Here is a 22,186-nt window from a genome sequence, read left to right as displayed (position 1 = left end):
ACGGCGAAGGTGATAACGCGCACTCGCCGTTTTTTATTGCTAAAATCGAATACAACAGGCTCCCTGCTCGGCACCGGATAAGCTTTCCCGTAACGCACCGAACAGCTCGCGCCCGCAGCCAAGATGAAAGCGGGATAAATCTGGCTCCTCGGGTTGGCGTCTCTCCAACTCGGATTCATCGACCAACAGCGTTAGCTCACCGGTATGCCCGTTCACTCGTACTCGATCGCCGCTGCGGATTTTTGCCAACAGTCCGCCACAGTAGGCCTCCGGCGTAACGTGAATCGCCGCAGGGACTTTCCCGGATGCGCCAGACAATCGACCATCGGTCACCAAAGCCACTTTAAAGCCGCGATCCAATAACACGCCCAGCGGTGGCATCAATTTATGTAATTCCGGCATTCCTACCGCTTTTGGCCCTTGATAACGCACCACCACCACGCAATCCTGATTGAGCAATCCCGCATCAAAGGCAGGCTGTACCTGATGCTGACTATCAAATACTAGCGCTGGCCCTTCAATAACCTGATATTCCGCAGGAACCGCCGAGGTTTTCATCACCCCTCTTCCCAGATTACCGCTCATCACCTTGGTACCACCGTGAATGGCGAAAGGCTGCAATAAGTCAGCAATCACCGCTCGATCCAGAGATTTTGCCACGCCTTCACGCCAAAACAGTTCTCCCGCGGAGAGATAAGGCTCTTGGGTATAACGCCGTAGGCCAAAGCCCGCCACGGTTTCAACGTCAGGATGCAGCAAACCGCCCTGCAGTAGTTCCCGCACTAAAAGCGCGACGCCACCTGCAGCCTGAAAATGATTAATATCCGCCGGGCCATTGGGATAAATTCGGCAAAGCTGAGGAATACAGTTCGACAAATCGGAGAAATCATCCCAATTAATGATGATCCCCGCCGCCCGCGCCATAGCCACCAAATGCAAGGTGTGGTTTGTCGACCCGCCGGTCGCTAACAAAGCCACAATGCCGTTGACGATAACCTTTTCATCCACCAATTTTCCCAATGGTAAATACTGCCCGCTGACTTCGGTTAGTCGCGTAATTTGCCGTGCCGCCGCTGCGGTCAAGGCTTCGCGCAAAGGATCGTCCGGCTGGATAAAAGACGCCCCAGGCAAATGCAGCCCCATAACCTCCATCACCATCTGATTGGAATTAGCAGTACCATAAAAGGTACAGGTACCGGCACCGTGATAAGACGCCGCCTCAACTTCCAACAGAGCCTGTCTATCCGTTTTCCCCTCGGCGTAGAGCTGGCGAATACGCACTTTCTCTTTATTCGGTAAACCGCTTCCCATCGGCCCCGCCGGGACAAAAATCGCTGGCAGATGACCAAAAGACAACGCCGCCATCAGCAGACCAGGCACAATTTTATCGCACACCCCCAGATACAGTGCGCCATCGAACATATTGTGAGAAAGCCCCACGGCAGCAGACATGGCAATCACATCCCGGCTCATCAGGGAAAGCTCCATGCCATCCTGCCCTTGAGTGACGCCATCACACATCGCCGGTACGCCACCCGCCACCTGCCCCACCGCACCCACCTGATGCAAAGCAGCTTTGATCTGACTCGGGTAATCGGCATAAGGTTGATGGGCGGACAACATATCGTTATAAGACGTAATAATGGCGATATCGCTGCTTAGCTGATTTTTTAGCGCAGTTTTATCCTCCGGCTGGCAGGCTGCAAAACCGTGAGCCAGATTGCCACAGCCCAGCAGAGAACGGCGTACTCGGCACTCCTTTGCCGCCGCTATGCGCTGCAAATAGGCGCTTCGGGTAGCCAGAGAGCGAGCGGCAATTCGCTGAGTAACTCGTTCCACCGTTGGATTTATCGTCATAGCGTATTGTCCAGCTCGCGGAGGGATTCCACGCTGCCCGCAGGCAAACCGATAAACTCAGATAGCGTCAGCAGGAGGAACTCATGATCATCCAGATGCGGGGCGCCCGATACATTGATGCTGCCAATCACGCCCGATTGCCTAATCTGCAAGGGAAAACCACCACCCAGTGCGGCATAATCCCGTGGATTAACGCCGTAGCGCTCGCTAAGCGTGGTTTGCCGCTGTTGCAACATCAGCCCGGCCTCGTAAGAGCTGATATTCAGTAACTCCACCACATTCCGTTTCCGGCGCAGCCAGTCCTGATTTTCCGGCGTGGTTCCTGCCATGGCATAACTGAAAATACACTGATGATTCACATTGATTTCTATCGCCAGCGCAAGATGTTGCCGCTCGGCGCGTTGCCTGATGCTTTCGCCTAGCGACCAGGCTAGCTGATGGTTGAAATGGGAAAACTGCAGTACCTGTAAGTGTTGCTGACATAAGGCAATTTGTTGGGATAAGTTCATAGTCATCTCCGGCAGCAGGTTGGGCACTCTCAGCGCCCAATCCGCCTGATTCAAACGGTTTTCACTTTAGCTAACGCGCTATCGACAGGTTTTTTTTCCTTGGGAGCCACATTCAAATCGCAGTCTTTTGGCAGGGATAGCGTAATCAAACCGGCAATGACCAGCGACCCCGCCAGCATGCAAACCGCCGCGCTTTGACCGTAGAAAAACATCACGACGCCCACCAGATACGGGCCGCAGAATCCCCCCAAATTACCTAAACCATTAATCACTCCACGCGCCCCACCGGCCACTTCCGGAATAGCAATTCGGCCGGGGATAGACCAGAACGGGCTGGTCGCGGCTTTAAGGAAGAAACCGCAGAACACCAGGGACAGATAGGACACCATCACGTTATGGCGGAATATGACCGACGTGATTAATCCAGCGGCAAAACAGAACAGGGAAAGCATAATAAACAAACGGCGCTTACCGGTTTTATCCGATAGATAGGAAATAGCGTAAATACCTAAAGTTGTCGCAATAAAAGGCAATATGGCTAATACGCCAACCGACGCCATATTTCCACCGGTCAGATTTTTTAATATGGTAGGTAACCACAGGGTATAACCATAATCACCGGTTTGGTAAAAGAAATTAAGTGCCACCAGTTTCATTAGACCTTTATTCTGAAATACGGCTTTCAGCGGCGCATGGGTGACCAGTTTATTATGCATCTTTTCGGCGCGTTCACGGGCTAATTCAGTCACCAGATAATCGCGCTCTTTTTCAGAGAGCCACTTAGCCTCTTCCGGGCGATCGCTAATCACAAACCACCACATCACTAATACAATAGCGGATAGCGTGCCTTCCAGAATAAATAACCAGCGCCAGTCCAATATATTAATGATATAGCCAGAAAGCGGCGCGGTGAACATGCCGCCGATAGGTGCAAACATCATCACAAAAGCGTTAGCTCGGCCAATTTCACGCTCGGGAAACCAATTACTCACCATGGTCAGTACCACTGGCAACATGCCGCCTTCAGAGACGCCCAGAACAAAGCGTAGGAATAATAACTGATAATGATTGGTCACAAATCCGGTCAGAATGGATACGACCGCCCAGGCGCACAGGGAATAAGCGATAAATTTACGCCCGCTGCCGTGTACCGCAATACGCCCTCCAGGGACTTGCAGAAATAAATAACCAATAAAGAAGATGCCGCCGGCTAAACCAGCCATCTGGCTGGTAATACCCAGATCGCTTTCCATTCCACCGGGTAATGCGAAGCTGATATTAACCCGGTCCATAAAGGAAATAATACAGGCAATCATGATGGGAACAATAATGCGGAACCAACGGGCATTAGGAATCTTACTGTCCATATTGAACACGCCTCTTCTATAGCAATATTTACTCTGCGATTCGGATGGCTGGCGCAGAGAATACCGTCAGCAAATTAGAATTAATTTGCCAGTTATTTTAAAATGCACGATGTGATAATTTATTTTTATTATTATTTCGAGAGGGCTAAATTAATTAACCCTGATACGAATCAACTCAAACTAATGAATACTTAATCGCCGTCGGTACCGGTTGCTCAGAGAAATAAGCAGAGATATTAGAAAATACCATGTCGCTCATTTGCATACGCGTTTCAACGGTGGCGCTGGCAATATGTGGCAATAGCACCACGTTTTCCAACTCGATTAATGCCTGCGGCACATGAGGTTCGTTAGCGAACACATCCAATCCGGCTCCGCCGATAGTTTTTTGCTGTAGCGCCGCAATCAGATCATCCTGATTCACCATATTGCCACGGGCAATATTAATCAGAATGGCATGTTCCGGCATGGCGGCAAACACTTTGGCATCAATCAGACCGCCGCTGTCTTTCCCTCCGGAAATGGCAATCACCAAAATATCGCTTTGACGCGCTAAATCGATCAGGTCGGGCACAAACTGATAAGGCAATTCACGATCGTGAGTATTATCGGTATAGGCAATTTGCATGTCGAAACCGGCGGCACGGCGCGCAATAGCGCGGCCTATGCGTCCCATGCCAAAAATCCCCAGGCGCTTGCCGGTTACTTTTGTCGACAGCGGCAAACTGCTTTTCGGCCACTGCCCAGCACGCAGGAATTTATCGGCCTGACAGAAACGGCGGCAGGTGGTGATAATCAGCCCCAAAGCGGTGTCTGCGACGTCATCAGTCAGCACGCCCGGCGTATTGGTCACAATAATATTTCGCTCGCGAGTATATTCCAAATCGACGGCATCAGTACCGACGCCAAAGATTGAGATAATCTCTAAATTAATCAGTTGCGCCATAACTTCATTGCTTATTCCAATATCACCGCGGGTTACCACACCTTTGATATTCCCTCCCTGTTCACGCAGAAAACTGGCGGCATCATCCAATAGATACAGTTTATGAACGGTAAAGTTAGCGTCCAGTTTATCGGTCAGATAATCCATTACTGGAGCAATAATCAGCACGGCCGGTTGGTTTTTTTTCATCATTGAGCACCTGACAGTAAAATAAAATAAAAAATAACCGAAGCAGTTAGCCATTATTAAACAATGATTGGATGATTTAATTACATCGCTGTTCTTAATGTTTTTAATCATCCACGGCTAATTTCTTTCTGTTCCGTTTATTTTGTCGATGCCGTTATAAAACCTTTTTTCAATACTTTATTTTGTGATACTGGTCACTGTAAATCATGTTAAGAAAACGTGTTACCTGCAACGTGAGCTGGCTATCATTGCGTCGGTATAATATTTCCATTCAACGAATTCCTTTAACCATAAATCAATTTATTCGCTTGCAATATTATCAATTGCCAGATAATCAGTAGCCAATAACCAACGTGGCGATACCACTACATACCCACGGTTATCGGACATGATTCGGACTGAAAGCATTTAACGGGTTCAGGCAGCAATGATTATCGCGGATATCAAATAGTCCCACCCAGAGAAATGCGATAATGAAGATCCACCTGTTCGATAGTAGGAATACTTTTGATTTTCTTGATTAAGATTTCTGCGGCTACTTTACCCATTTCATAGCGCGGAGTAGTCACGCTGGCCAAAACGGGCGTAGTTGCCTGACCAATATCCAACCCGTGAAAGCCGGAAATCGCCATTTCAGCCGGTATCGCGATACCCAGCTTCAGGCATTCCTGTAACACGCCAACCGCCATATCATCGTTAGTACAAAAGATCGCATCCATCTGCGGATACATTTGTCGCGCCAATGCCAACATGCCAGAACCTATAGATACCGATGACACTTTGTTAGGAGTGATATGCAAAGGTGATAGCTGCGCGTCTTCCATCGCCTGGCTGTATCCCTGATAACGTTTACGATCACGTACATCCGACATCGAACCAAACCAGACAATATGCTGTTTACCACTGGCAATGAGCGTGGAAGTCATATCATAGGCGGCCTGATAATTATTAAAACCAACTGTAATTCGATTAGGTTGAGGCTCTAAATCCATCACCTGCGCAATAGGAATTTCAGCAGCATTCAAATATTTATCTGCACGTAAAGTATGTTCAGAATCAGTCAAAATCAGGCCGGATATCTGGCAGGAAAGCAGGTTGATGATCTGTTCTTCTTCACGATCTTTATTATAGTTATAGTTAACCACCAACGTTTGATAGCTATTTCCGGCGGTGACAGATTCAATACCCGCCAGTAAATCGGAAAAAATCTGGTTATTAAAGGAAGGTACCAAAATACCGATGCGAGGATTATGCTGGTTAGCGCGCCCCTCGCCTTCATGACCATCGGCATAGTTCACTTCAACCATGACCTGCGCAATGCGGGCAGCGGTCTCAGGCGCGACCTTTTTCGGCGTGCGCAGGTAACGGCTAACGGTCATTTTCGTCACTCCTGCCAGTAACGCAATGTCTTGTAACGTAACACGCTGATTTTTCATGGGAGATACCTGACGGAATAAGGCGAATGGAGTTGAATCGATTATGCCCTGTTAGCTGGGGTAATGAAAAGCATGTTACTGGCTTAAAATGGCATAACAGATAGGATTTTTATTATTAAGCCAACGTTTTATCAATAGGTTAGTTTCATTACCCACCATCTTCCCTTCCTCAATCCTTATCTTTCCAGCCTTTTTGTTTAGCCAAAAGGGATAAAGCTCACGTAAAGAGTAACAGCTCGGCGTAACATAATTTAAAGTGATCTTAATCACGGTTTACCCTGCTAAAAAACGGTTTGATGATGACAGATTTCAAACCATCACCAGATAAATAAATACCTTGGTCAAATGAAAGGAATTCAATTTTCAGGTCAAATAACAATACTGAGCTAAAACAATACCGAACTGTGAATAATAATGTCGCCTGAAGGCAGGCCGCGTTGATTTATATAAATCAACTTATTCACGGCTACGGATAATTTAACAAAAACTTTCTGTCTATTTACCAGAAAAATAAAACCGGTTACTCAACCTCGCCGTTGGCGAAACCCTTTACCGAATAATCGCGCTCACGGCGCTATCAGGAATGCACCATGAAAAACTTATTCTCATTGGAAAATCGTAAGGTGTTAATCACCGGTTCCGCCCAAGGCATTGGTTTTTTATTAGCTAAAGGGTTAGCCGAATTTGGTGCTGAGATAATTATTAACGATATTACTACGGAGCGCGCTGAAAGCGCCGTGGCGCAGCTGCGTGACGCCGGTTTCATTGCCCACGCCGCAGCCTTTAACGTCACCGACCACGATGCGGTGAATCAGGCCATTGAGCAAATAGAAAATCAGATAGGTGCTATCGATATATTAATTAATAATGCCGGAATTCAACGCCGTCATGCTTTTACCGAATTTCCGGAAAAAGACTGGGATGACGTCATTGCGGTCAACCAAAAATCAGTATTTCTGGTTTCTCAGGCCGTTTCTCGTTATATGGTCAAACGCCAAAGCGGAAAAATCATTAATATTTGCTCAATGCAAAGTGAATTAGGCCGCGACACTATTACGCCTTACGCAGCGTCTAAAGGCGCAGTGAAAATGCTGACCCGCGGCATGTGCGTGGAGTTGGCTCGTCATAATATTCAGGTGAATGGCATTGCTCCGGGATATTTCAAAACCGATATGACTAAAGCCTTGGTGGAAGACAAAGCCTTTACCGACTGGCTGTGTAAACGCACTCCTGCCGCCCGTTGGGGAAATCCGGAAGAACTAATTGGCGCGGCGGTTTACCTGTCGTCCAAAGCCTCCGATTTCGTCAACGGTCATTTACTTTTCATCGACGGCGGTATGCTGGTCGCGGTTTAAGCCGACTGGCCTCAGTGAATGTGACTTGCGGTGGTGCCTAAGCCACTGGGAATGAGTGACAGGGGAAAATGATGACAGGCAAATGCATTATTGTTATGGGCGTTGCAGGAACCGGTAAATCCTGCGTCGGTCAGGCGCTGGCCTTACGGCTGAATGCCAAATTCATCGATGGTGACGATTTACACCCACGCGCCAATATCCAGAAAATGGCCTCGGGCCAGCCGCTCAACGATCAGGATCGCGCTCCCTGGCTAGAACGTTTGAGTGACGTGGCTTACAGCCTGCAACAGAAAAATGAAACCGGTTTTTTAGTCTGTTCCTCTCTGAAAAAGCAGTATCGTGACCGACTACGCGCTGGCAATCAGGATATTCAATTTCTATGGTTAACCGGCGATTATTCGCTGGTGCTGGCCAGAATGCGGCAGCGCGCCGGACATTTTATGCCGGAAAGTCTATTACAGAGCCAGTTTGCCACTCTGGAAGCCCCAGACGCCACGGAGCGGGACATCATCAAAATTGATATCACCCCGCCGTTGGCTGGCGTCGTGCAAAACTGCATCACAGCATTAGAGCAGGCCGACACCGCCCACTGCCACGCCTGAATTTCACATTACTAAAAAAGAAGGCTTATTATGATATTGGATGAACTGAAGAGTGCCGCCAATAACCCGCTTTATCCGGCGGTTATTCGCCGCACGCTGACCCGCCTCTGCCAGATGGATTTAGCGGCTCTACCCGCTGGGGAATTGGATCTGGAAGGCCGCGAAATCTATCTCAATCATATTATCGGTCAGACTAAGCCCCTGGCTCAGCAACTGCCTGAATTGCACCGTTATTACATTGATTTGCATATTCTGCTGGAAGGAAGCGAAGTGATTGGGGCGGCGCAGGGTACGCAAGGGCAGCGCCCTACTATGGATTTTGATTGCGAGAAAGATTACGGCCTGTTCGAAGGTATCACGCAAGAAACCCTGCTGACGCTGACACCCGGCGATGTGGTGATGCTATTCCCAGGAGAACTTCACCGCCCGATGGGAACCTTAAGCGAACCGGCACCACTGCGTAAACTGGTGATCAAAGTCGCAAATCATTTACTGTAAATTCCAGCAAAAAGGGCGGATAGTCGCCCTTTTGTTTTAACTGCCCCGATGACCGACTTTTCAGCTTTCTGGCTCGATATCCATTGCCCTTGGCTGCTTGTCTTCATTCTTTAGTTTCTCTCTTTTCGCCGCCAGCCATAGCCCGCTGTTCTTCATGGCATAGCCAAATATCAATCCAACTAATAATGAGGCTGAAACTAGCTTCCAATCGCCGCCACCGGCAAAAGTCGCGCAGGCGCCGATAAAGGTTCCAGGTACAAAAGACAGCCATTGCTGGCAGGCCTGAATGCACATTAAAAATGCGACGACGCCGGTCAACAGGTAGCCAAGTATCGTCCACTCTGGCCGTAATGCGCTGCCCTGAATAATCATCATTGCCCAAAAGATGCCGCTAGCGCAGGTCAGCAAACTGATAATCAATCCTTTTATTCCACCCTGTGGGCAGGCGAAATAAGCGGTACAGCCCAAAAAACCCGCCCAACTGAGCAAACCCAAGGTGACAGCAACCCAGCCCCAAATGCCGGAAAGCACGCCGGTAGTGATAGCAATCATCAGGATAATGTTCATCAGGATTCACTCGCGATAAAGTTCGGTTCAATAAACGGGAGGTAGCAATGAGCGCATTTTACCCGAATCGGTGAATTTCATAGCGATTCAAATCACGCTTATTATGGTAACAATGCAATAAAATAAATCATATCGTGACTTGAATCACAAAACATCACTCATGAGCGAAGAACGCGGCGCGTTTTATCCCCCATGCCAGCAACAAACAAACCGGCGAACTCAGACAGAACAGAAGATTAGCTGCTGATAATAATCCGTGGCGATCTATCATCCATCCCAATGCAACGGGAACCCAGTTAGCGGTGTATGCGATCACATAAAATAACGACAGCAAGGGGGCATGGCTGGCTTTAGGTGAAATTAAATTCACCAACGCGGCACTGCCGACAAAGATGGCGCCAAAGGCGTAGCCGGTCACGACCATGCCGATGCCACCCAAAAGCAATGAATGAAAATACAACGCAGCGGCAAAGGTCATCACCGCAACCGCCTGAGCCAGACAGCCGGTATACAGGGAAATACGGCTAGGAATACTACGGCTGACCAACTGACAGATACCCGCAATCAGCAGATAGACCGCAATCACATAGCCAAATCCGCCTTGCCCCGGTAAATACAACAGTTGCTTTGCAATCGCCGGGCCGATAGCCAGAATACTGGCGGCAACCACCCAAGAGACAAACAGTGCACCGGCGCATAAGAAAAACCGCATTCCCGTAGCGGTGAGACCACTGAGTAAACCGCCGGCAGGTTTCACTGCACCACTGGCCCCGCAAGTTAGCTTTATGTTCTTATGCCGCAAGGCGCGTGTTTCCGGCCAGCCCAATGTGAGTCCTGCCGCTGCCAACGCGGCCATAGCAATAATCAAAATAAAAGGGAGCACCGTAGGATGAAAATGGGTTTGTAACGCTACACCACTAAATATCGGCCCCAAGGCCAACCCAGCGGTAAAAGAAAGCGTGGCAATTAACGCCGCCCGCTTGCCGCCATCCGGCGGACAAAAACGGATCAGCGCCAGGTTCGCCGCACCGGTTAGCGCGCCAGTGCCAATTCCAGCCAGCAATCGCGCCACAAACAGGCGACCAAAAGTATCAGCAATAGCAAACAGCCAGGCTCCAGCCAGTACCGTGACCAGAGCAGGCACAATCATCATTCGAAGGTCCCGAATCTTTCCCGCTAAATTCCCTACCGCCAATAGCGAAATCAACACGCCAGCGGCATAAGCGGCGTACACCATTGTCAAACTGACCGAATTGAGCCCCAGTTGCTGCTGATAGAGCGGGTAAAGCGGCGTTGGCGCGCTGCTATTCAGTAATGCCGCAGTCAGCGCCAACGCCAGAAAGCACAGCACCGGGAAATAACGGGCAGCAGGGGCAACTCCCACAGACATAAATGGCTCCTAAAACGGTGAAACAACAAGGGAATACCTTGTCACAGACAACAAAAGAAGCTCTGGATTATACGCCTGCAAAATTGCATCAAAACAGACATAAATGCATCATCTTGATGCATTTATACATTAAACTTACAGGCATAAACGAACTGATACCGAAAGGAAAAGTTGATGAACTGGGATGACGCACGATTCTTTCTCGCCGTGGCGCGTGCCGGAACTCTGCGCCAGGCAGCGCGTGAGCTACATGTCGATCAGGCTACCGTCGGGCGTAGAATTTCAGCGTTGGAACATGCCTTAAATTCAAAGCTATTTATTCGCACACCAAAACATTTCACTCTTAGCTTATTGGGTGAGCAGCTTCTAACCGATGCTGTTGCTATGGAAAGGGCGGCAGAGGCGATTAATCGTAAAGCGGCCAACGGCGACGACCGGTTACAGGGCACGGTTTCTCTTGTCACCACGGATACGCTGGCCGAAGTATTTGTTCTTCCCGCGTTGAAATTGCTACGTCAGCAGCATCCAGATATCAGTTATAGCGTCGCAACCAGCATTAACATCACCAATATGGCGCATCACGGCGCCGATCTGGCCATTCGCGGCGATAGACCTGAAAATAATGAGTTAATCATTAAGCGGCTGGCGACGATCAATATGGGTTTATATGCCGCCCATGAATATATTGCTGTGCGAGGCGTCCCTCGACCCGGCGAACACTTTCGCGGTCACGATCTCTTGCTGTTCCCTCAACAAGACGTTCCTCGCCACTGGCAAAGTTTATGCGGTGAAACGCTGGTTCAACCCAATGTCGTCTTGCAAAGCAACTCGCAAATATTACTGCGTTCCGCCACGCAAAAAGGGTTAGGCATTGCGCTGCTTTCCTGTTTTCTGGCGGATAACGATGAGGATCTGGTACGAATCTGGCCTGAACGGCAGGATCCCGTGGATATCTGGCTGGTTTTACATCCAGACGTACAACGGGCAGCACGCGTGCGTGCGGTGATCAATAGCCTCGAAAACACATTCCATTCTTTATCCGAAAAATAAAGATTGCTGATCAAATACGACCATATTCTGGCATAAGAATATTAATAAACATGATTTAACGTCATTTTATCTCGGCGGTACCTAGGTTTGGCCGCATCGGTTAGCGTGCCCTCTTCTGTCCTGAATTCTCTAGCAGAAAACTCCGTTCGAGGCAGGGCACCTGCCGTACACCCGCCAGCCAACTCTCTGAAACAGAAAAATTAAGAGACTGTTATTTCTCAGCCTTCGGCCATCGGGAAAACCCAATCAGGTTTTAATTTATCGACGAGATGTAGACATTCCCCCCAAAAAGCAAAACCCCTTGCCAGAAATTCGGCAAGGGGTTTTATCTCAGCATGTTAACCCACCGTTTGGCGGATTATTGCCGGACTCAGAACATCGGCTGAGCCATTTGTACCAGCGTAATCAACGGCTGCGGGTAGATACCGAGGAACAGTACCAGAATCGCAGAAATCAACACCACAACGCCACCGGCAGTTAAGGCCCAGTTGCTTGGAGTATCGCGCACCAGTTTCTCCGGTGGGCTGAGGAACAGGCTCACGGTGACGCGTAGGTAGTAATAAAGGCCAATGGCGCTCCCCAGTACTACAGCACCGGTCAGCCACCACAGGTTAGCGCTAACGCCCATCGCAATAACGAAGAACTTACCAATAAAGCCCAGCGTCATCGGGATACCGGCCAGAGACAGCATCATCACCGTCATTACCGCAGACAGAATCGGTTTATGCCAGAACAGACCGCGATAAGAGAACAGGGATTCCGCATCCGGCCCTTTATACGGGCTGGACATCAGGCTAACGACGCCGAAAGCGCCCAGACTGCTGAACAGGTAACCGGCCATGTAAACACCGACGGTTTCCAGCGCCAACTGATGAGTCTGCACCGCCACCAACGCAATCAGCAAGTAACCGAGGTGCGCAATGGAAGAGTAACCCAACAGACGTTTGATATTGCTCTGGCTGATCGCCATCAGGTTACCAAACAGAATAGAGGCAACGGCGATGATCGAGAGTACCAGACGAACCACTTCGCTGTCCGCCGCTGGAGCATACATAAACAGACGCATCACTACGGCGAAGATGGCGATCTTACTGGCAGTAGCCAAGAAGGTGGAAACCGGCGCAGGCGCCCCCTGATACACATCTGGCGTCCACAGCTGGAAAGGAACCAGCGACAGTTTGAAGCCCAGACCGACGATCATCATCCCCAAACCGGCCAGAATCAGCGGTTGATGGATAACAGAATCGCTCAGGCTTTTACCCAGACCGGCGAAGGACAGGCTACCGGATTCCGCATACAACAGCGCCATACCGAACAGTAGGAAGGACGATGCGGCCGCAGACAGCAACATATACTTAATACTGGCTTCCAGTGAACGCTTCTGGCGATAGGCATAGCCAATCAGACCAAACAGCGGCAGAGAAACCAGTTCGATACCCAGGAACAGCGAAGCCAAATGATTGGCACTGGCTAACAGAATGCCGCCCAAGGTGGCAATCAGCACCAGTAGGTAGAATTCTTCGCGGTTATCCGGATACCCTGCCAACCACGGATAGGCAAAGGTCGCCGTGGCCAGACTGGCGATAATCACCAGCCCGGTATAGAACATCGCGTAGCCGTCAACCCGCATCAGCGGCGTGACATCCATTGGCTCGACTTGCCCGACGAAATACAGAGACAGCAGCGCCAGGTTAAGCCCGATAACCGTCAGGGTGGCGTTCAGGAAATGATCGCGTCGCCACGCAATGGACAGCATCACAACCACCACCGTCAATCCGACGATCAACAGCGGTAGCATTGCGATCAGTTGTTGAGGAGTTATTGTCATGGCGAATTACGGCCTTGTTGTTATGTTTGGTGAAACTAGTGGTGATGAAGCGTTAAACCACTGCTGTACATTGCTCATCGCCGCATGAGAGGTATCCAGAATCGGTTGCGGGTAAAGGCCCAACAACACCAGTAATACCACCAGCAGCAACACGATCGACAGTTCTCGCAGGCTCATACCCGGCAAGGCTTCTTCCGATTTCGGCGCACCATAGTAAGCGCGCTGCATCATGATTAATGAATAAATCGACGCAAACACCAGCCCAAAGGTAGAGATGATAGTAATCACCGGTACGACCTGGAAGCTGCCAAACAAAATCATAAATTCGCCGACGAAATTACCGGTGCCAGGCATCCCCAGCGTCGCAACCGCGAAGAACAGGGAAAGCGCTGGTAGGTACTTAATCCGTCCCCACAGGCCGCCCATCTGACGCATATCGCGGGTATGCAGACGTTCGTATAATTGACCACAGATGATGAACATACCCGCGGCTGACAAGCCGTGGGCAATCATCTGAATCACTGCGCCCTGATAAGCCAACTGGCTGCCGGTGTAGATGGCAATCAATACAAAGCCCATGTGGGACACGCTGGTGTAAGCGATTAAACGTTTGATATCGGTCTGGCAGAACGCCATCCACGCACCGTAGAAGATACCAATAACACCCAGCCACATAGCGATAGGCGCAAACTCGTGGGAAGCATTCGGGAACAGCGGCAGGCTAAAGCGCAGCAAACCGTAAGCAGCGGTTTTCAACAGAATCCCGGCCAAATCCACCGAACCCGCGGTTGGAGCCTGACTGTGCGCATCCGGCAACCAGCCGTGCAGCGGCACCACCGGCATTTTCACCGCGAAAGCGATGAAGAAACCGAGCATCAACAGATATTCCACACCGTGGGACATCGGCGTTTTCAGTAGATTTTCATAGTTGAAAGTCCAGACGCCGGTGGCTTTGTAATGCACAAATACCAGACCCAGGATAGCAATCAACATGATCAGGCCGCTGGCCTGGGTATAAATGAAGAACTTGGTCGCGGCGGAGATACGCGTTTTACCGTCTGACGCTTTGTGACCCCACAAGGCAATCAGGAAGTACATCGGCACCAACATCATTTCCCAGAAGAAGAAGAACAGGAACATGTCGATGGCGAGGAACACGCCGATGACGCCACCCAGAATCCATAGCAGGTTCAGGTGGAAGAAACCCTGATAGCGCTGAATTTCACGCCACGAACAAAGAATCGCCAGTACGCCCAGCAGGCCGGTCAGCACCACCATCAGCAGTGACAGACCGTCCAGTGCCAGATGGAACTCAATGCCAAAGCGTGGAATCCACGGCAAGGAGAACTCCGACTGCCACTGCGGAATGCCCGCCGGATTAGTCAGTGAATAGCCGCCCTGCAACCACAGTTGCAGGGAAAGTACCAACGTCAGCCCCATCGCGATTAACGCTATCCAGCGCGGTACCTTGGTACCGAAGCGTTCAAACTGCCAGCACAGCAGACCGCCGATAAAGGGGATAAGAATTAGCCAAGGTAATAGCATGGCGTTTTGTGTCCCTAATTAAAGAGCCTATTCAGGCTTCTAAACGAAAAGCAACAGAGCCAGTATGACAACTGCACCCAGACCCATTGAGGCAACGTACCAACGCACCTGACCATTCTCACTGAACGTCAAACCGCGATTACCCAAGCGTGCAATCCATGCCGGCGTATTCATCAGTGAGTTCAGCGGATCGCGCTGTAGCAAGCGTGCAATCCACAGATAAGGTTTTACAAACAGGTTGTGATACAACCAATCGAAGCCCCATGCGTGGAACCACCAGACGGTGAAGAAACGGCCAATCGCGCTTTGCCCGATGCTGTTCACCCACTGACGTTTGCCCAGATACAGTGCCGCAGCCAGCAGAATACCGATCACCACAATCACCCCGGAGAAGATCTCCAGCGGCATTTTGCCTTCTTCACCTAAATGAAGTTCTGGCAATACGCCCGCCAACGGTGGTGTGATCAACGCGCCGACAAAGGTAGACAGCACCAGCAGCACCAGCAATGGCAGGTTATGAGTCATACCTGTAACCGGATGGGCTTTGGTTTTTTCCTCGCCGTGGAACACGATAAAGATCATGCGGAAGGTATACAGCGCCGTCAGGAACGCCCCCACCAGACCGGCAACCATCAGGTTGATATGGCCGGTAGCCAGTGCGCCCCAGAGGATTTCGTCTTTACTGTAGAAGCCCGCGGTGACGATTGGCAATGCTGCCAGCGCCGCGCCGCCCACCAAGAAGCAGATATAAACCAGAGGGATTTTTTTACGCAGCCCCCCCATTTTGAAGATATTTTGCTCGTGGTGACAAGCCAGAATCACTGAACCGGAGGAGAGGAACAGCAAGGCTTTGAAGAAGGCGTGAGTCATCAGGTGGAAAATGGCTGCATCCCACGCCTGAACGCCCAGCGCCAGGAACATGTAACCGATCTGGCTCATGGTCGAATAAGCCAGAACCCGTTTGATGTCGGTTTGCACCAGCGCCGCAAAGCCCGCCAGTACCAGCGTAACCGCACCGATAATTCCCACCAGATGCAGAACGTCCGGCGCCATCAGGAACAGACCGTGAGTACGAGCAATCAGATACACACCGGCGGTAACCATGGTCGCCGCATGGATCAGCGCGGAAACCGGCGTCGGGCCTGCCATCGCATCGGCCAGCCAGGTTTGCAACGGCAACTGCGCCGATTTACCTACTGCACCGCCCAATAGCATCAAGGTCGCCCAGGTAATGGCGGTGGAGCCCATTTCCAACTGCTGCGGTGCCAGTACCATCAGTTCGCGAATATTCAGCGTACCCAATTCGTTGTAGAGGATGAACAGCGCAAAAGCCAAGAATACGTCACCTACGCGAGTCACGATAAAGGCTTTCATGGCCGCCGCGCCATTCGCCGGATTGGTGTAGTAGAAACCGATCAGCAGGTAACTGCACAGACCCACGCCTTCCCAGCCGAGATACATCAGCAGCAGGTTATCCGCCAATACCAAGACCACCATACTGGCGATAAACAGGTTGGTATAAGCGAAGAAGCGGGAATAGCCTTCTTCCCCACGCATATACCAAGAGGCATACATATGGATGAAGAAGCCCACGCCGGTCACTACCGACAGCATGGTCAGCGACAGGCCGTCCAGCGTCAGGGTCAATGGAATACTGAAGTCGCCAACGGACATCCAGTTCCACAGGGTTTGGTTAAACACCTGAACGCCCGTGGCTTTCTGGCTGAGGAAATCAACCGCAACGTAAGCGGTAACCAGCGCAGCCAGACCAATGGAGCCGACTCCGACGGTGGCGGAAGTATTTTCCGACCAGCGACCGCGGGAGAATGCCAACAGCAGAAAACCAAGCAGTGGCAGCAGAATTGTTAAATATAATAGGTTCATCCGCGCATCTCACTGACTGTATCAATATCCAGAGTATGACGGCGACGATACAGCTGAAGCAGCAATGCCAGGCCAATACTGGCCTCCGCCGCTGCCAGCGTAATCGCCAGGATATACATCACCTGTCCGTCAGCCTGACCCCAATAACTGCCCGCGACCACAAAGGCCAACGCCGCCGCGTTGATCATCACTTCCAAACTGATCAACATAAACAGTAGGTTGCGGCGTATCAGCAACCCAGACAGCCCTAGCACAAACAGAATGGCCGCCAGAATAAGGCCATGTTGTAGAGGGATCATGCTTGTTCCTCCGTTTTTCTTTTCGCTGAATCGCCGCTGCTCAGCACATCACCGGGTTTATGTTCCCGGCCAATGTGGAACGCAACAACCAGACCCGCCAGCAACAGCATTGAAGCCAGCTCAACCGCCAATACGTACGGACCAAACAGGCTGATACCTACGGCTTTTGCGTCAACCATCTCGCCGCTGATACCCTGATCGGATACGCTGCTGATGGCATAAATCAGTACCGATAACAGCACCAGCGCCAGCAAACCGGGGCCAATCCAGACGCTCGGTTTCAGCCAAGCACGTTCTTGCGCATCGACGTTGCCCAGGTTCAGCATCATCACCACGAAGACGAACAGCACCATAATGGCACCGGCGTACACGATGATCTCCAACGCACCGGCGAAATACGCGCCCAGTGAGAAGAACACAGCGGAAATCGCCAGTAGAGAGATAATCAGGTACAACAAGGCGTGTACCGGGTTGGTATGGGTAATGACGCGAATTGTCGCCACTACCGCTACCAATGCTGCTATATAAAATGCAAATTCCATGATCAACGGCTCCTTTAAGGCATCAGACCTTTAACGTCGATCGGTTTGGCTTCATTTTCGGCTTCGCCTTTCTGCTTGCCGTCAATCGCCATACCGGCCATCCGGTAGAAGTTATATTCCGGATATTTACCCGGACCCGAGATCAACAAATCTTCTTTTTCGTAGACCAAATCCTGCCGTTTAAACTCACCCATTTCGAAATCCGGCGTGAGCTGGATAGCGGTCGTTGGGCAAGCTTCTTCACACAGGCCGCAGAAAATGCAGCGGGAGAAGTTGATACGGAAGAATTCCGGATACCAGCGACCATCTTTCTGCTCAGCTTTTTGCAGAGAGATACAGCCCACCGGGCAAGCCACGGCGCACAGATTACAGGCTACGCAGCGCTCTTCGCCGTCCGGATCGCGGGTTAGCACGATACGGCCACGGTAGCGCGGCGGCAGGTAAACCGGCTCTTCCGGATACATTTGGGTTTCACGCTTGTGGAAGGCATGAAGGCCAATCATCCACAGGCTGCGCACTTGGGTGCCGAAACCAACCACTAACTCTTTCAACGTCATGGTTCATTCACCCCTTATTGAGCGTTGTACAAAATGACCGCGGCAGTCGCCAGCAGATTCAGCAGAGTCAACGGCAGGCAAATTTTCCAGCCGAATGACATCACTTGGTCATAACGTGGGCGCGGCAAAGATGCACGGATCAGAATGAACATCACCATGAAGAAAGCCGTTTTCAGCGCAAACCAGATAAATGGCGGCAGGAACGGGCCTTGCCAGCCACCGAAGAACAAGGTGACTATCAGTGCAGAGACGGTCACGATACCGATGTATTCGCCAACGAAGAACAAACCGAACTTCATACCGGAATATTCAATGTGGTAACCATCGGCCAGCTCTTGTTCCGCTTCCGGTTGGTCAAAGGGATGACGGTGACAAACCGCAACGCCCGCAATGGCAAAGGTCACGAAGCCAAAGAACTGCGGGATAACGTTCCAGACGTGTTCCTGAGAGTTAACAATATCCTGCATATTGAACGAGCCTGCCTGCGCTACCACGCCCATCAGCGATAAGCCGAGGAACACTTCGTAGCTCAGGGTTTGTGCTGACGCACGCATCGCCCCTAACAGAGAATATTTGTTATTACTGGACCAGCCGGCGAACAGTACCGCGTACACCGCCAGACCGGCCATCATCAGGAAAAACAGAATGCCGATGTTGAGGTCCGCAACCGCCCAGGTCGGACTGACCGGGACGATAGCGAAAGACAGTAGCAACGAGGTAAAGGCGATAACCGGTGCCAGAGTAAAAATTACCCGGTCTGCGAAGCGCGGTACCCAGTCTTCTTTGAAGAACATTTTGATCATGTCGGCCACCAGCTGCAGTGAGCCGCCCCAACCGACACGGTTTGGTCCGTATCGGTTCTGGAACAGACCCAGCAGGCGGCGCTCGCCGAAGCTCATAAACGCGCCGCAGGTGACAACCACCAACAGAATCACTACCGCTTTCAGGACGGAGATCAGGATCTCGATCAATTCAGGGGTAAACCAGCTCATAGCACCGCCTCCCGCAGGTTCTCAACGCGGGTACCCACCAATATAGGTGGAATGCCCGGTAAGCCAAGCGGCAAGCCGACCTGACCCTGAGCCAAAGTTTCACTCAAACGCACCGGCAGACGCAGCGTCTGACCAGAACAGTTGAACTCGACCAACATACCGAGGTTAACCCCCAGTTGCGCTGCGTCGGATGGATTGACCATCACATAAGGCGCTGGCATACGCTGTTGAATCACCGCTGAACGCTGAGACATTTCTTCGCTACCGAACAGATGGTAGTAAGGTGCCACACGCCAGCCGTCGGTATTTGCCGCAAAGGCTGCCGGTACGCCGGTGAAGTAAGCCAGGCTGCCCTCCCCAGCTTCGATCAGGCGCACGCCCGGATCGCCAAAGCGCAGTTTTCCACCCACTTCAGCCTGGAATTTATTCCACGCCTGCGGTGAGTTCCAACCTGGCGCCCAGGCAAACGGAATTTGCTGACGATCGGCCAATGGACTGTTGTTCCCTTCCATTGAGAAGGCAAACGGCGTATCGATGTCTTGCGGTTGACGCGGTTCGTGCACGCTGATGTTGGCGCGCATCGCAGTACGGCCACTGTAACGGTGCGGTGAACGCGCCAGTTTCTGACCGCGGATACGGAAAGTCGCGTCTGGCGCAGCTTCCACGATACCCTGCAACTGCGGCAATGCTTTGACACAGGCCTGAATCACGTGATCCAGCTGAGTCCAGTCTACGTGGCGGCTAGTGTAGGTCGAATGTAGAGAATGCAGCCAACGCCAGCTTTCCAACATCACCACGTTTTCGTCGTAGTAGCTTGGATCGTAAACCTGGAAGAAACGCTGCGCGCGACCTTCCTGATTCACCAGCGTACCATCGCTTTCAGCAAAGCTGGCCGCAGACAGAATCAAACTGGCTTTATCCATAATAGTGGTGCGCTGATGATCCAACACGATCAGGTTTTCCGCTTTGGCTAACGCCGCGTCAACCTGATCCGCCGCCGCATGACGATAAAGATCGTTTTCCATCACGATTGCGGTATCAGCTTCGCCGCTGGCTAACTGAGCCAACGCCTGATCCAGCGAACCGCCGCCGACCATCGCCAGCCCCATGCTATTAGCTGCTGCCGCGACGAAGGTAATGCCTACGTCAGATCCTCGGCCTTTCAGCGCCTTGGCGATGTTGGCTGCCGCTTCGATGATTGCATCGCTACCCGCGCTGCTACCGGTAATAATCAGCGGTTTTCTCGCGCCGGCCAATGCCTGCACGATGATATCCACTTTACCTTTCAGATCTTTTGACAGGTCTTCCACTGCCGGCGCGGACTCGTCCAGCGCGTGGGCAATAGCAAAGCCCAAACGTGCCTGATCGTCCACTGGCGCACGGTAGTTCCAGGCAGCGATATCATCCATACGGGTGTTATCAACGTTAGTGATAAACAGCGGATGTTTGGCATGCTGGCCAATGTTCATGATCGCGGCGATTTGCCAATCGGCAACTTTTTGCGCAGCGGCCATTTCACGGGCTTTGCCTTTCACAGCCTGACGCACAGACAGCGCAATGCGCGCGCCGGTTTGGGTCAAATCTTCACCCAGAACCAGTACCGCATCATAGCTTTCAATTTCACGCAGCGCCGGAGTGTGGATGCCGCCCTCAGTCAGCACTTTCAGCATCAATTGCAGACGCTGTTGCTCGCCCGCGGCGATGCCGGTGTAATAGTTTTCTGCCCCCACCAGTTCACGCAGCGCAAAGTTGCTTTCCAGACTGGCGCGAGGGGAACCGATACCGATGGTTTTCTTCGCCTGACGCAGGATATCTGCCGCCCCCTGCATGGCCTGTTCGGCGTTGAGAGCGATCCAATCGTTGCCACGGCGTTGCTGCGGCTGACGCGGACGATCTTTCAGGTTGACGTAGCCATAACCAAAGCGGCCACGGTCACACATAAAGTAGTGGTTTACGCTGCCGTTATAGCGGTTTTCGATACGACGCAGTTCGCCATAGCGCTCGCCTGGGCTGGTGTTACAACCGACGCTGCACTGCTGGCAGATGCTTGGGGCAAACTGCATATCCCACTTCCGGTTATAACGCTCGGAGTGGGTTTTATCGGTGAATACGCCGGTCGGGCAAACTTCTACCAGATTACCGGAGAACTCACTTTCTAAGGTGCCGCTTTCGGTACGACCGAAATATACGTTGTCATGCGCGCCATATACGCCGAAATCAGTGCCGTCTGCATAGTCTTTGTAGTAACGCACACAGCGGTAACAGGCGATACAGCGGTTCATTTCGTGGGAAATGAACGGGCCGAGATCCTGATTCTGATGAGTACGTTTACTGAAACGGTACTTACGGAAGCTGTGGCCGGTCATCACCGTCATATCTTGCAGGTGACAGTTACCGCCTTCTTCACAGACCGGACAATCGTGTGGATGGTTAGTCATTAACCATTCAACCACGCTTTCGCGGAACTGCTTTGCTTCGCCGTCATCGATGGAAATAAAGGTGCCATCGGTGGCCGGGGTCATACAGGACATAACCAAACGCCCACGGGTGTCATCGGCGTTTTGGTATTGCTTTACCGCACATTGGCGGCAAGCGCCGACGCTTCCCAGCGCCGGATGCCAGCAAAAATAAGGAATATCGAGTCCCAGGGAGAGACAGGCTTGTAACAGGTTGTCGGCCCCGTTTACATCATATTCTTTGCCGTCTACATGAATCGTAGCCATATCAGCATGCTTCCAAGTGGCTTGCGTCAGAACACATTCAAGGTCTGTTG

The 22,186-nt window shown here is 51.4% G+C and carries 19 protein-coding genes; 4 read left to right on the top strand and 15 right to left on the bottom strand.

What is annotated here, in order from left to right; translation table 11 throughout:
* Positions 1-39: 39 nt before the first annotated feature.
* From edd to PL78_RS16785, 5 genes are all read right to left on the bottom strand, one after another.
* Positions 40-1,851 (bottom strand): phosphogluconate dehydratase, encoded by a 1,812-nt coding sequence (edd, locus tag PL78_RS16805; RefSeq protein ID WP_201030834.1) that lies wholly within the window; start codon positions 1,849-1,851, stop codon positions 40-42.
* Positions 1,852-1,853: 2 nt separating this feature from the next.
* Positions 1,854-2,366: a heme-degrading domain-containing protein gene (locus tag PL78_RS16800; protein WP_064518509.1), complete on the bottom strand. Its 513-nt coding sequence runs from the start codon at positions 2,364-2,366 to the stop codon at positions 1,854-1,856.
* A gap of 50 nt (positions 2,367-2,416) precedes the next feature.
* Positions 2,417-3,733, bottom strand: coding sequence for an MFS transporter (locus PL78_RS16795; protein ID WP_064517264.1), 1,317 nt, complete (start codon positions 3,731-3,733; stop codon positions 2,417-2,419).
* Positions 3,734-3,908: 175 nt separating this feature from the next.
* The gene (locus tag PL78_RS16790) at positions 3,909-4,868 is read right to left on the bottom strand and encodes a 2-hydroxyacid dehydrogenase (RefSeq protein WP_064517261.1); all 960 of its coding nucleotides are present in this window, start codon (positions 4,866-4,868) and stop codon (positions 3,909-3,911) included.
* A 443-nt stretch (positions 4,869-5,311) separates the two neighbouring features.
* Entirely contained in the window at positions 5,312-6,304 is a 993-nt protein-coding gene (locus tag PL78_RS16785; protein ID WP_064517259.1) for a substrate-binding domain-containing protein, read from the bottom strand.
* Between the two features lie 590 nt (positions 6,305-6,894).
* On the opposite strand from PL78_RS16785, the gene idnO reads away from it, so the two are divergent.
* The 3 genes from idnO to PL78_RS16770 all read left to right on the top strand — a co-directional run bounded on the left by idnO (position 6,895) and on the right by PL78_RS16770 (position 8,759).
* Entirely contained in the window at positions 6,895-7,659 is a 765-nt protein-coding gene (idnO, locus tag PL78_RS16780) for a gluconate 5-dehydrogenase (protein WP_064517256.1), read from the top strand.
* A gap of 71 nt (positions 7,660-7,730) precedes the next feature.
* The gene (locus tag PL78_RS16775; RefSeq protein ID WP_064517253.1) at positions 7,731-8,261 is read left to right on the top strand and encodes a gluconokinase; all 531 of its coding nucleotides are present in this window, start codon (positions 7,731-7,733) and stop codon (positions 8,259-8,261) included.
* 30 nt (positions 8,262-8,291) lie between these two features.
* The gene (locus PL78_RS16770; RefSeq protein WP_064517250.1) at positions 8,292-8,759 is read left to right on the top strand and encodes a NanQ anomerase/TabA/YiaL family protein; all 468 of its coding nucleotides are present in this window, start codon (positions 8,292-8,294) and stop codon (positions 8,757-8,759) included.
* A gap of 60 nt (positions 8,760-8,819) precedes the next feature.
* Here PL78_RS16770 and PL78_RS16765 read toward each other — a convergent pair whose 3' ends face one another.
* The gene (locus tag PL78_RS16765; RefSeq protein WP_064517247.1) at positions 8,820-9,326 is read right to left on the bottom strand and encodes a DUF1097 domain-containing protein; all 507 of its coding nucleotides are present in this window, start codon (positions 9,324-9,326) and stop codon (positions 8,820-8,822) included.
* A gap of 154 nt (positions 9,327-9,480) precedes the next feature.
* On the bottom strand, positions 9,481-10,716 hold the full coding sequence (locus tag PL78_RS16760) for an MFS transporter (protein WP_064517245.1): 1,236 nt from the start codon (positions 10,714-10,716) through the stop codon (positions 9,481-9,483).
* Between the two features lie 171 nt (positions 10,717-10,887).
* Between PL78_RS16760 and PL78_RS16750 the strand changes: the two genes are divergently transcribed.
* The gene (locus PL78_RS16750) at positions 10,888-11,766 is read left to right on the top strand and encodes a LysR family transcriptional regulator (protein ID WP_064517239.1); all 879 of its coding nucleotides are present in this window, start codon (positions 10,888-10,890) and stop codon (positions 11,764-11,766) included.
* A 370-nt stretch (positions 11,767-12,136) separates the two neighbouring features.
* Here the strand turns inward: PL78_RS16750 and nuoN are convergent, their stop codons facing one another.
* Genes nuoN through nuoG form a run of 8 tightly spaced genes read right to left on the bottom strand, consistent with a single transcriptional unit; the run spans position 12,137 to position 22,136 of the window.
* Positions 12,137-13,594: an NADH-quinone oxidoreductase subunit NuoN gene (nuoN, locus tag PL78_RS16745; RefSeq protein WP_049597039.1), complete on the bottom strand. Its 1,458-nt coding sequence runs from the start codon at positions 13,592-13,594 to the stop codon at positions 12,137-12,139.
* 6 nt (positions 13,595-13,600) lie between these two features.
* Positions 13,601-15,139, bottom strand: a complete 1,539-nt coding sequence (nuoM, locus tag PL78_RS16740; protein WP_064517235.1) for an NADH-quinone oxidoreductase subunit M — start codon at positions 15,137-15,139, stop codon at positions 13,601-13,603.
* Between the two features lie 39 nt (positions 15,140-15,178).
* Positions 15,179-17,023, bottom strand: a complete 1,845-nt coding sequence (gene nuoL, locus PL78_RS16735) for an NADH-quinone oxidoreductase subunit L (protein ID WP_064517232.1) — start codon at positions 17,021-17,023, stop codon at positions 15,179-15,181.
* Entirely contained in the window at positions 17,020-17,322 is a 303-nt protein-coding gene (gene nuoK, locus PL78_RS16730; RefSeq protein ID WP_038244227.1) for an NADH-quinone oxidoreductase subunit NuoK, read from the bottom strand. The genes nuoL and nuoK overlap by 4 nt, the downstream gene beginning before the upstream one ends.
* Positions 17,319-17,864 (bottom strand): NADH-quinone oxidoreductase subunit J, encoded by a 546-nt coding sequence (nuoJ, locus tag PL78_RS16725; protein ID WP_049597036.1) that lies wholly within the window; start codon positions 17,862-17,864, stop codon positions 17,319-17,321. Before nuoJ ends, nuoK begins: the two co-directional genes overlap by 4 nt.
* Before the next feature lie 14 nt (positions 17,865-17,878).
* Positions 17,879-18,421 (bottom strand): NADH-quinone oxidoreductase subunit NuoI, encoded by a 543-nt coding sequence (gene nuoI / locus PL78_RS16720; protein ID WP_049597035.1) that lies wholly within the window; start codon positions 18,419-18,421, stop codon positions 17,879-17,881.
* A gap of 14 nt (positions 18,422-18,435) precedes the next feature.
* Entirely contained in the window at positions 18,436-19,413 is a 978-nt protein-coding gene (gene nuoH / locus PL78_RS16715) for an NADH-quinone oxidoreductase subunit NuoH (protein ID WP_064517229.1), read from the bottom strand.
* Positions 19,410-22,136, bottom strand: coding sequence for an NADH-quinone oxidoreductase subunit NuoG (gene nuoG, locus PL78_RS16710; RefSeq protein ID WP_064517226.1), 2,727 nt, complete (start codon positions 22,134-22,136; stop codon positions 19,410-19,412). The genes nuoH and nuoG overlap by 4 nt, the downstream gene beginning before the upstream one ends.
* Between the last annotated feature and the right edge of the window lie 50 nt (positions 22,137-22,186).

The organism is Yersinia entomophaga (genome assembly GCF_001656035.1).
Classification (GTDB): Bacteria; Pseudomonadota; Gammaproteobacteria; order Enterobacterales; family Enterobacteriaceae; genus Yersinia; species Yersinia entomophaga.
This window is presented reverse-complemented; position numbering and strand designations above follow the sequence as displayed.

What these genes read in the sequence shown, in the direction of transcription:
- PL78_RS16800 (WP_064518509.1), bottom strand. Translation starts at nt 2,366, where the DNA reads ATGAACTTATCCCAACAAATTGCCTTATGTCAGCAACACTTACAGGTA.
- PL78_RS16795 (WP_064517264.1), bottom strand. Translation starts at nt 3,733, where the DNA reads ATGGACAGTAAGATTCCTAATGCCCGTTGGTTCCGCATTATTGTTCCC.
- PL78_RS16790 (WP_064517261.1), bottom strand. Translation starts at nt 4,868, where the DNA reads ATGAAAAAAAACCAACCGGCCGTGCTGATTATTGCTCCAGTAATGGAT.
- PL78_RS16785 (WP_064517259.1), bottom strand. Translation starts at nt 6,304, where the DNA reads ATGAAAAATCAGCGTGTTACGTTACAAGACATTGCGTTACTGGCAGGA.
- idnO (WP_064517256.1), top strand. Translation starts at nt 6,895, where the DNA reads ATGAAAAACTTATTCTCATTGGAAAATCGTAAGGTGTTAATCACCGGT.
- PL78_RS16775 (WP_064517253.1), top strand. Translation starts at nt 7,731, where the DNA reads ATGACAGGCAAATGCATTATTGTTATGGGCGTTGCAGGAACCGGTAAA.
- PL78_RS16770 (WP_064517250.1), top strand. Translation starts at nt 8,292, where the DNA reads ATGATATTGGATGAACTGAAGAGTGCCGCCAATAACCCGCTTTATCCG.
- PL78_RS16765 (WP_064517247.1), bottom strand. Translation starts at nt 9,326, where the DNA reads ATGAACATTATCCTGATGATTGCTATCACTACCGGCGTGCTTTCCGGC.
- PL78_RS16760 (WP_064517245.1), bottom strand. Translation starts at nt 10,716, where the DNA reads ATGTCTGTGGGAGTTGCCCCTGCTGCCCGTTATTTCCCGGTGCTGTGC.
- nuoN (WP_049597039.1), bottom strand. Translation starts at nt 13,594, where the DNA reads ATGACAATAACTCCTCAACAACTGATCGCAATGCTACCGCTGTTGATC.
- nuoM (WP_064517235.1), bottom strand. Translation starts at nt 15,139, where the DNA reads ATGCTATTACCTTGGCTAATTCTTATCCCCTTTATCGGCGGTCTGCTG.
- nuoL (WP_064517232.1), bottom strand. Translation starts at nt 17,023, where the DNA reads ATGAACCTATTATATTTAACAATTCTGCTGCCACTGCTTGGTTTTCTG.
- nuoK (WP_038244227.1), bottom strand. Translation starts at nt 17,322, where the DNA reads ATGATCCCTCTACAACATGGCCTTATTCTGGCGGCCATTCTGTTTGTG.
- nuoJ (WP_049597036.1), bottom strand. Translation starts at nt 17,864, where the DNA reads ATGGAATTTGCATTTTATATAGCAGCATTGGTAGCGGTAGTGGCGACA.
- nuoI (WP_049597035.1), bottom strand. Translation starts at nt 18,421, where the DNA reads ATGACGTTGAAAGAGTTAGTGGTTGGTTTCGGCACCCAAGTGCGCAGC.
- nuoH (WP_064517229.1), bottom strand. Translation starts at nt 19,413, where the DNA reads ATGAGCTGGTTTACCCCTGAATTGATCGAGATCCTGATCTCCGTCCTG.
- nuoG (WP_064517226.1), bottom strand. Translation starts at nt 22,136, where the DNA reads ATGGCTACGATTCATGTAGACGGCAAAGAATATGATGTAAACGGGGCC.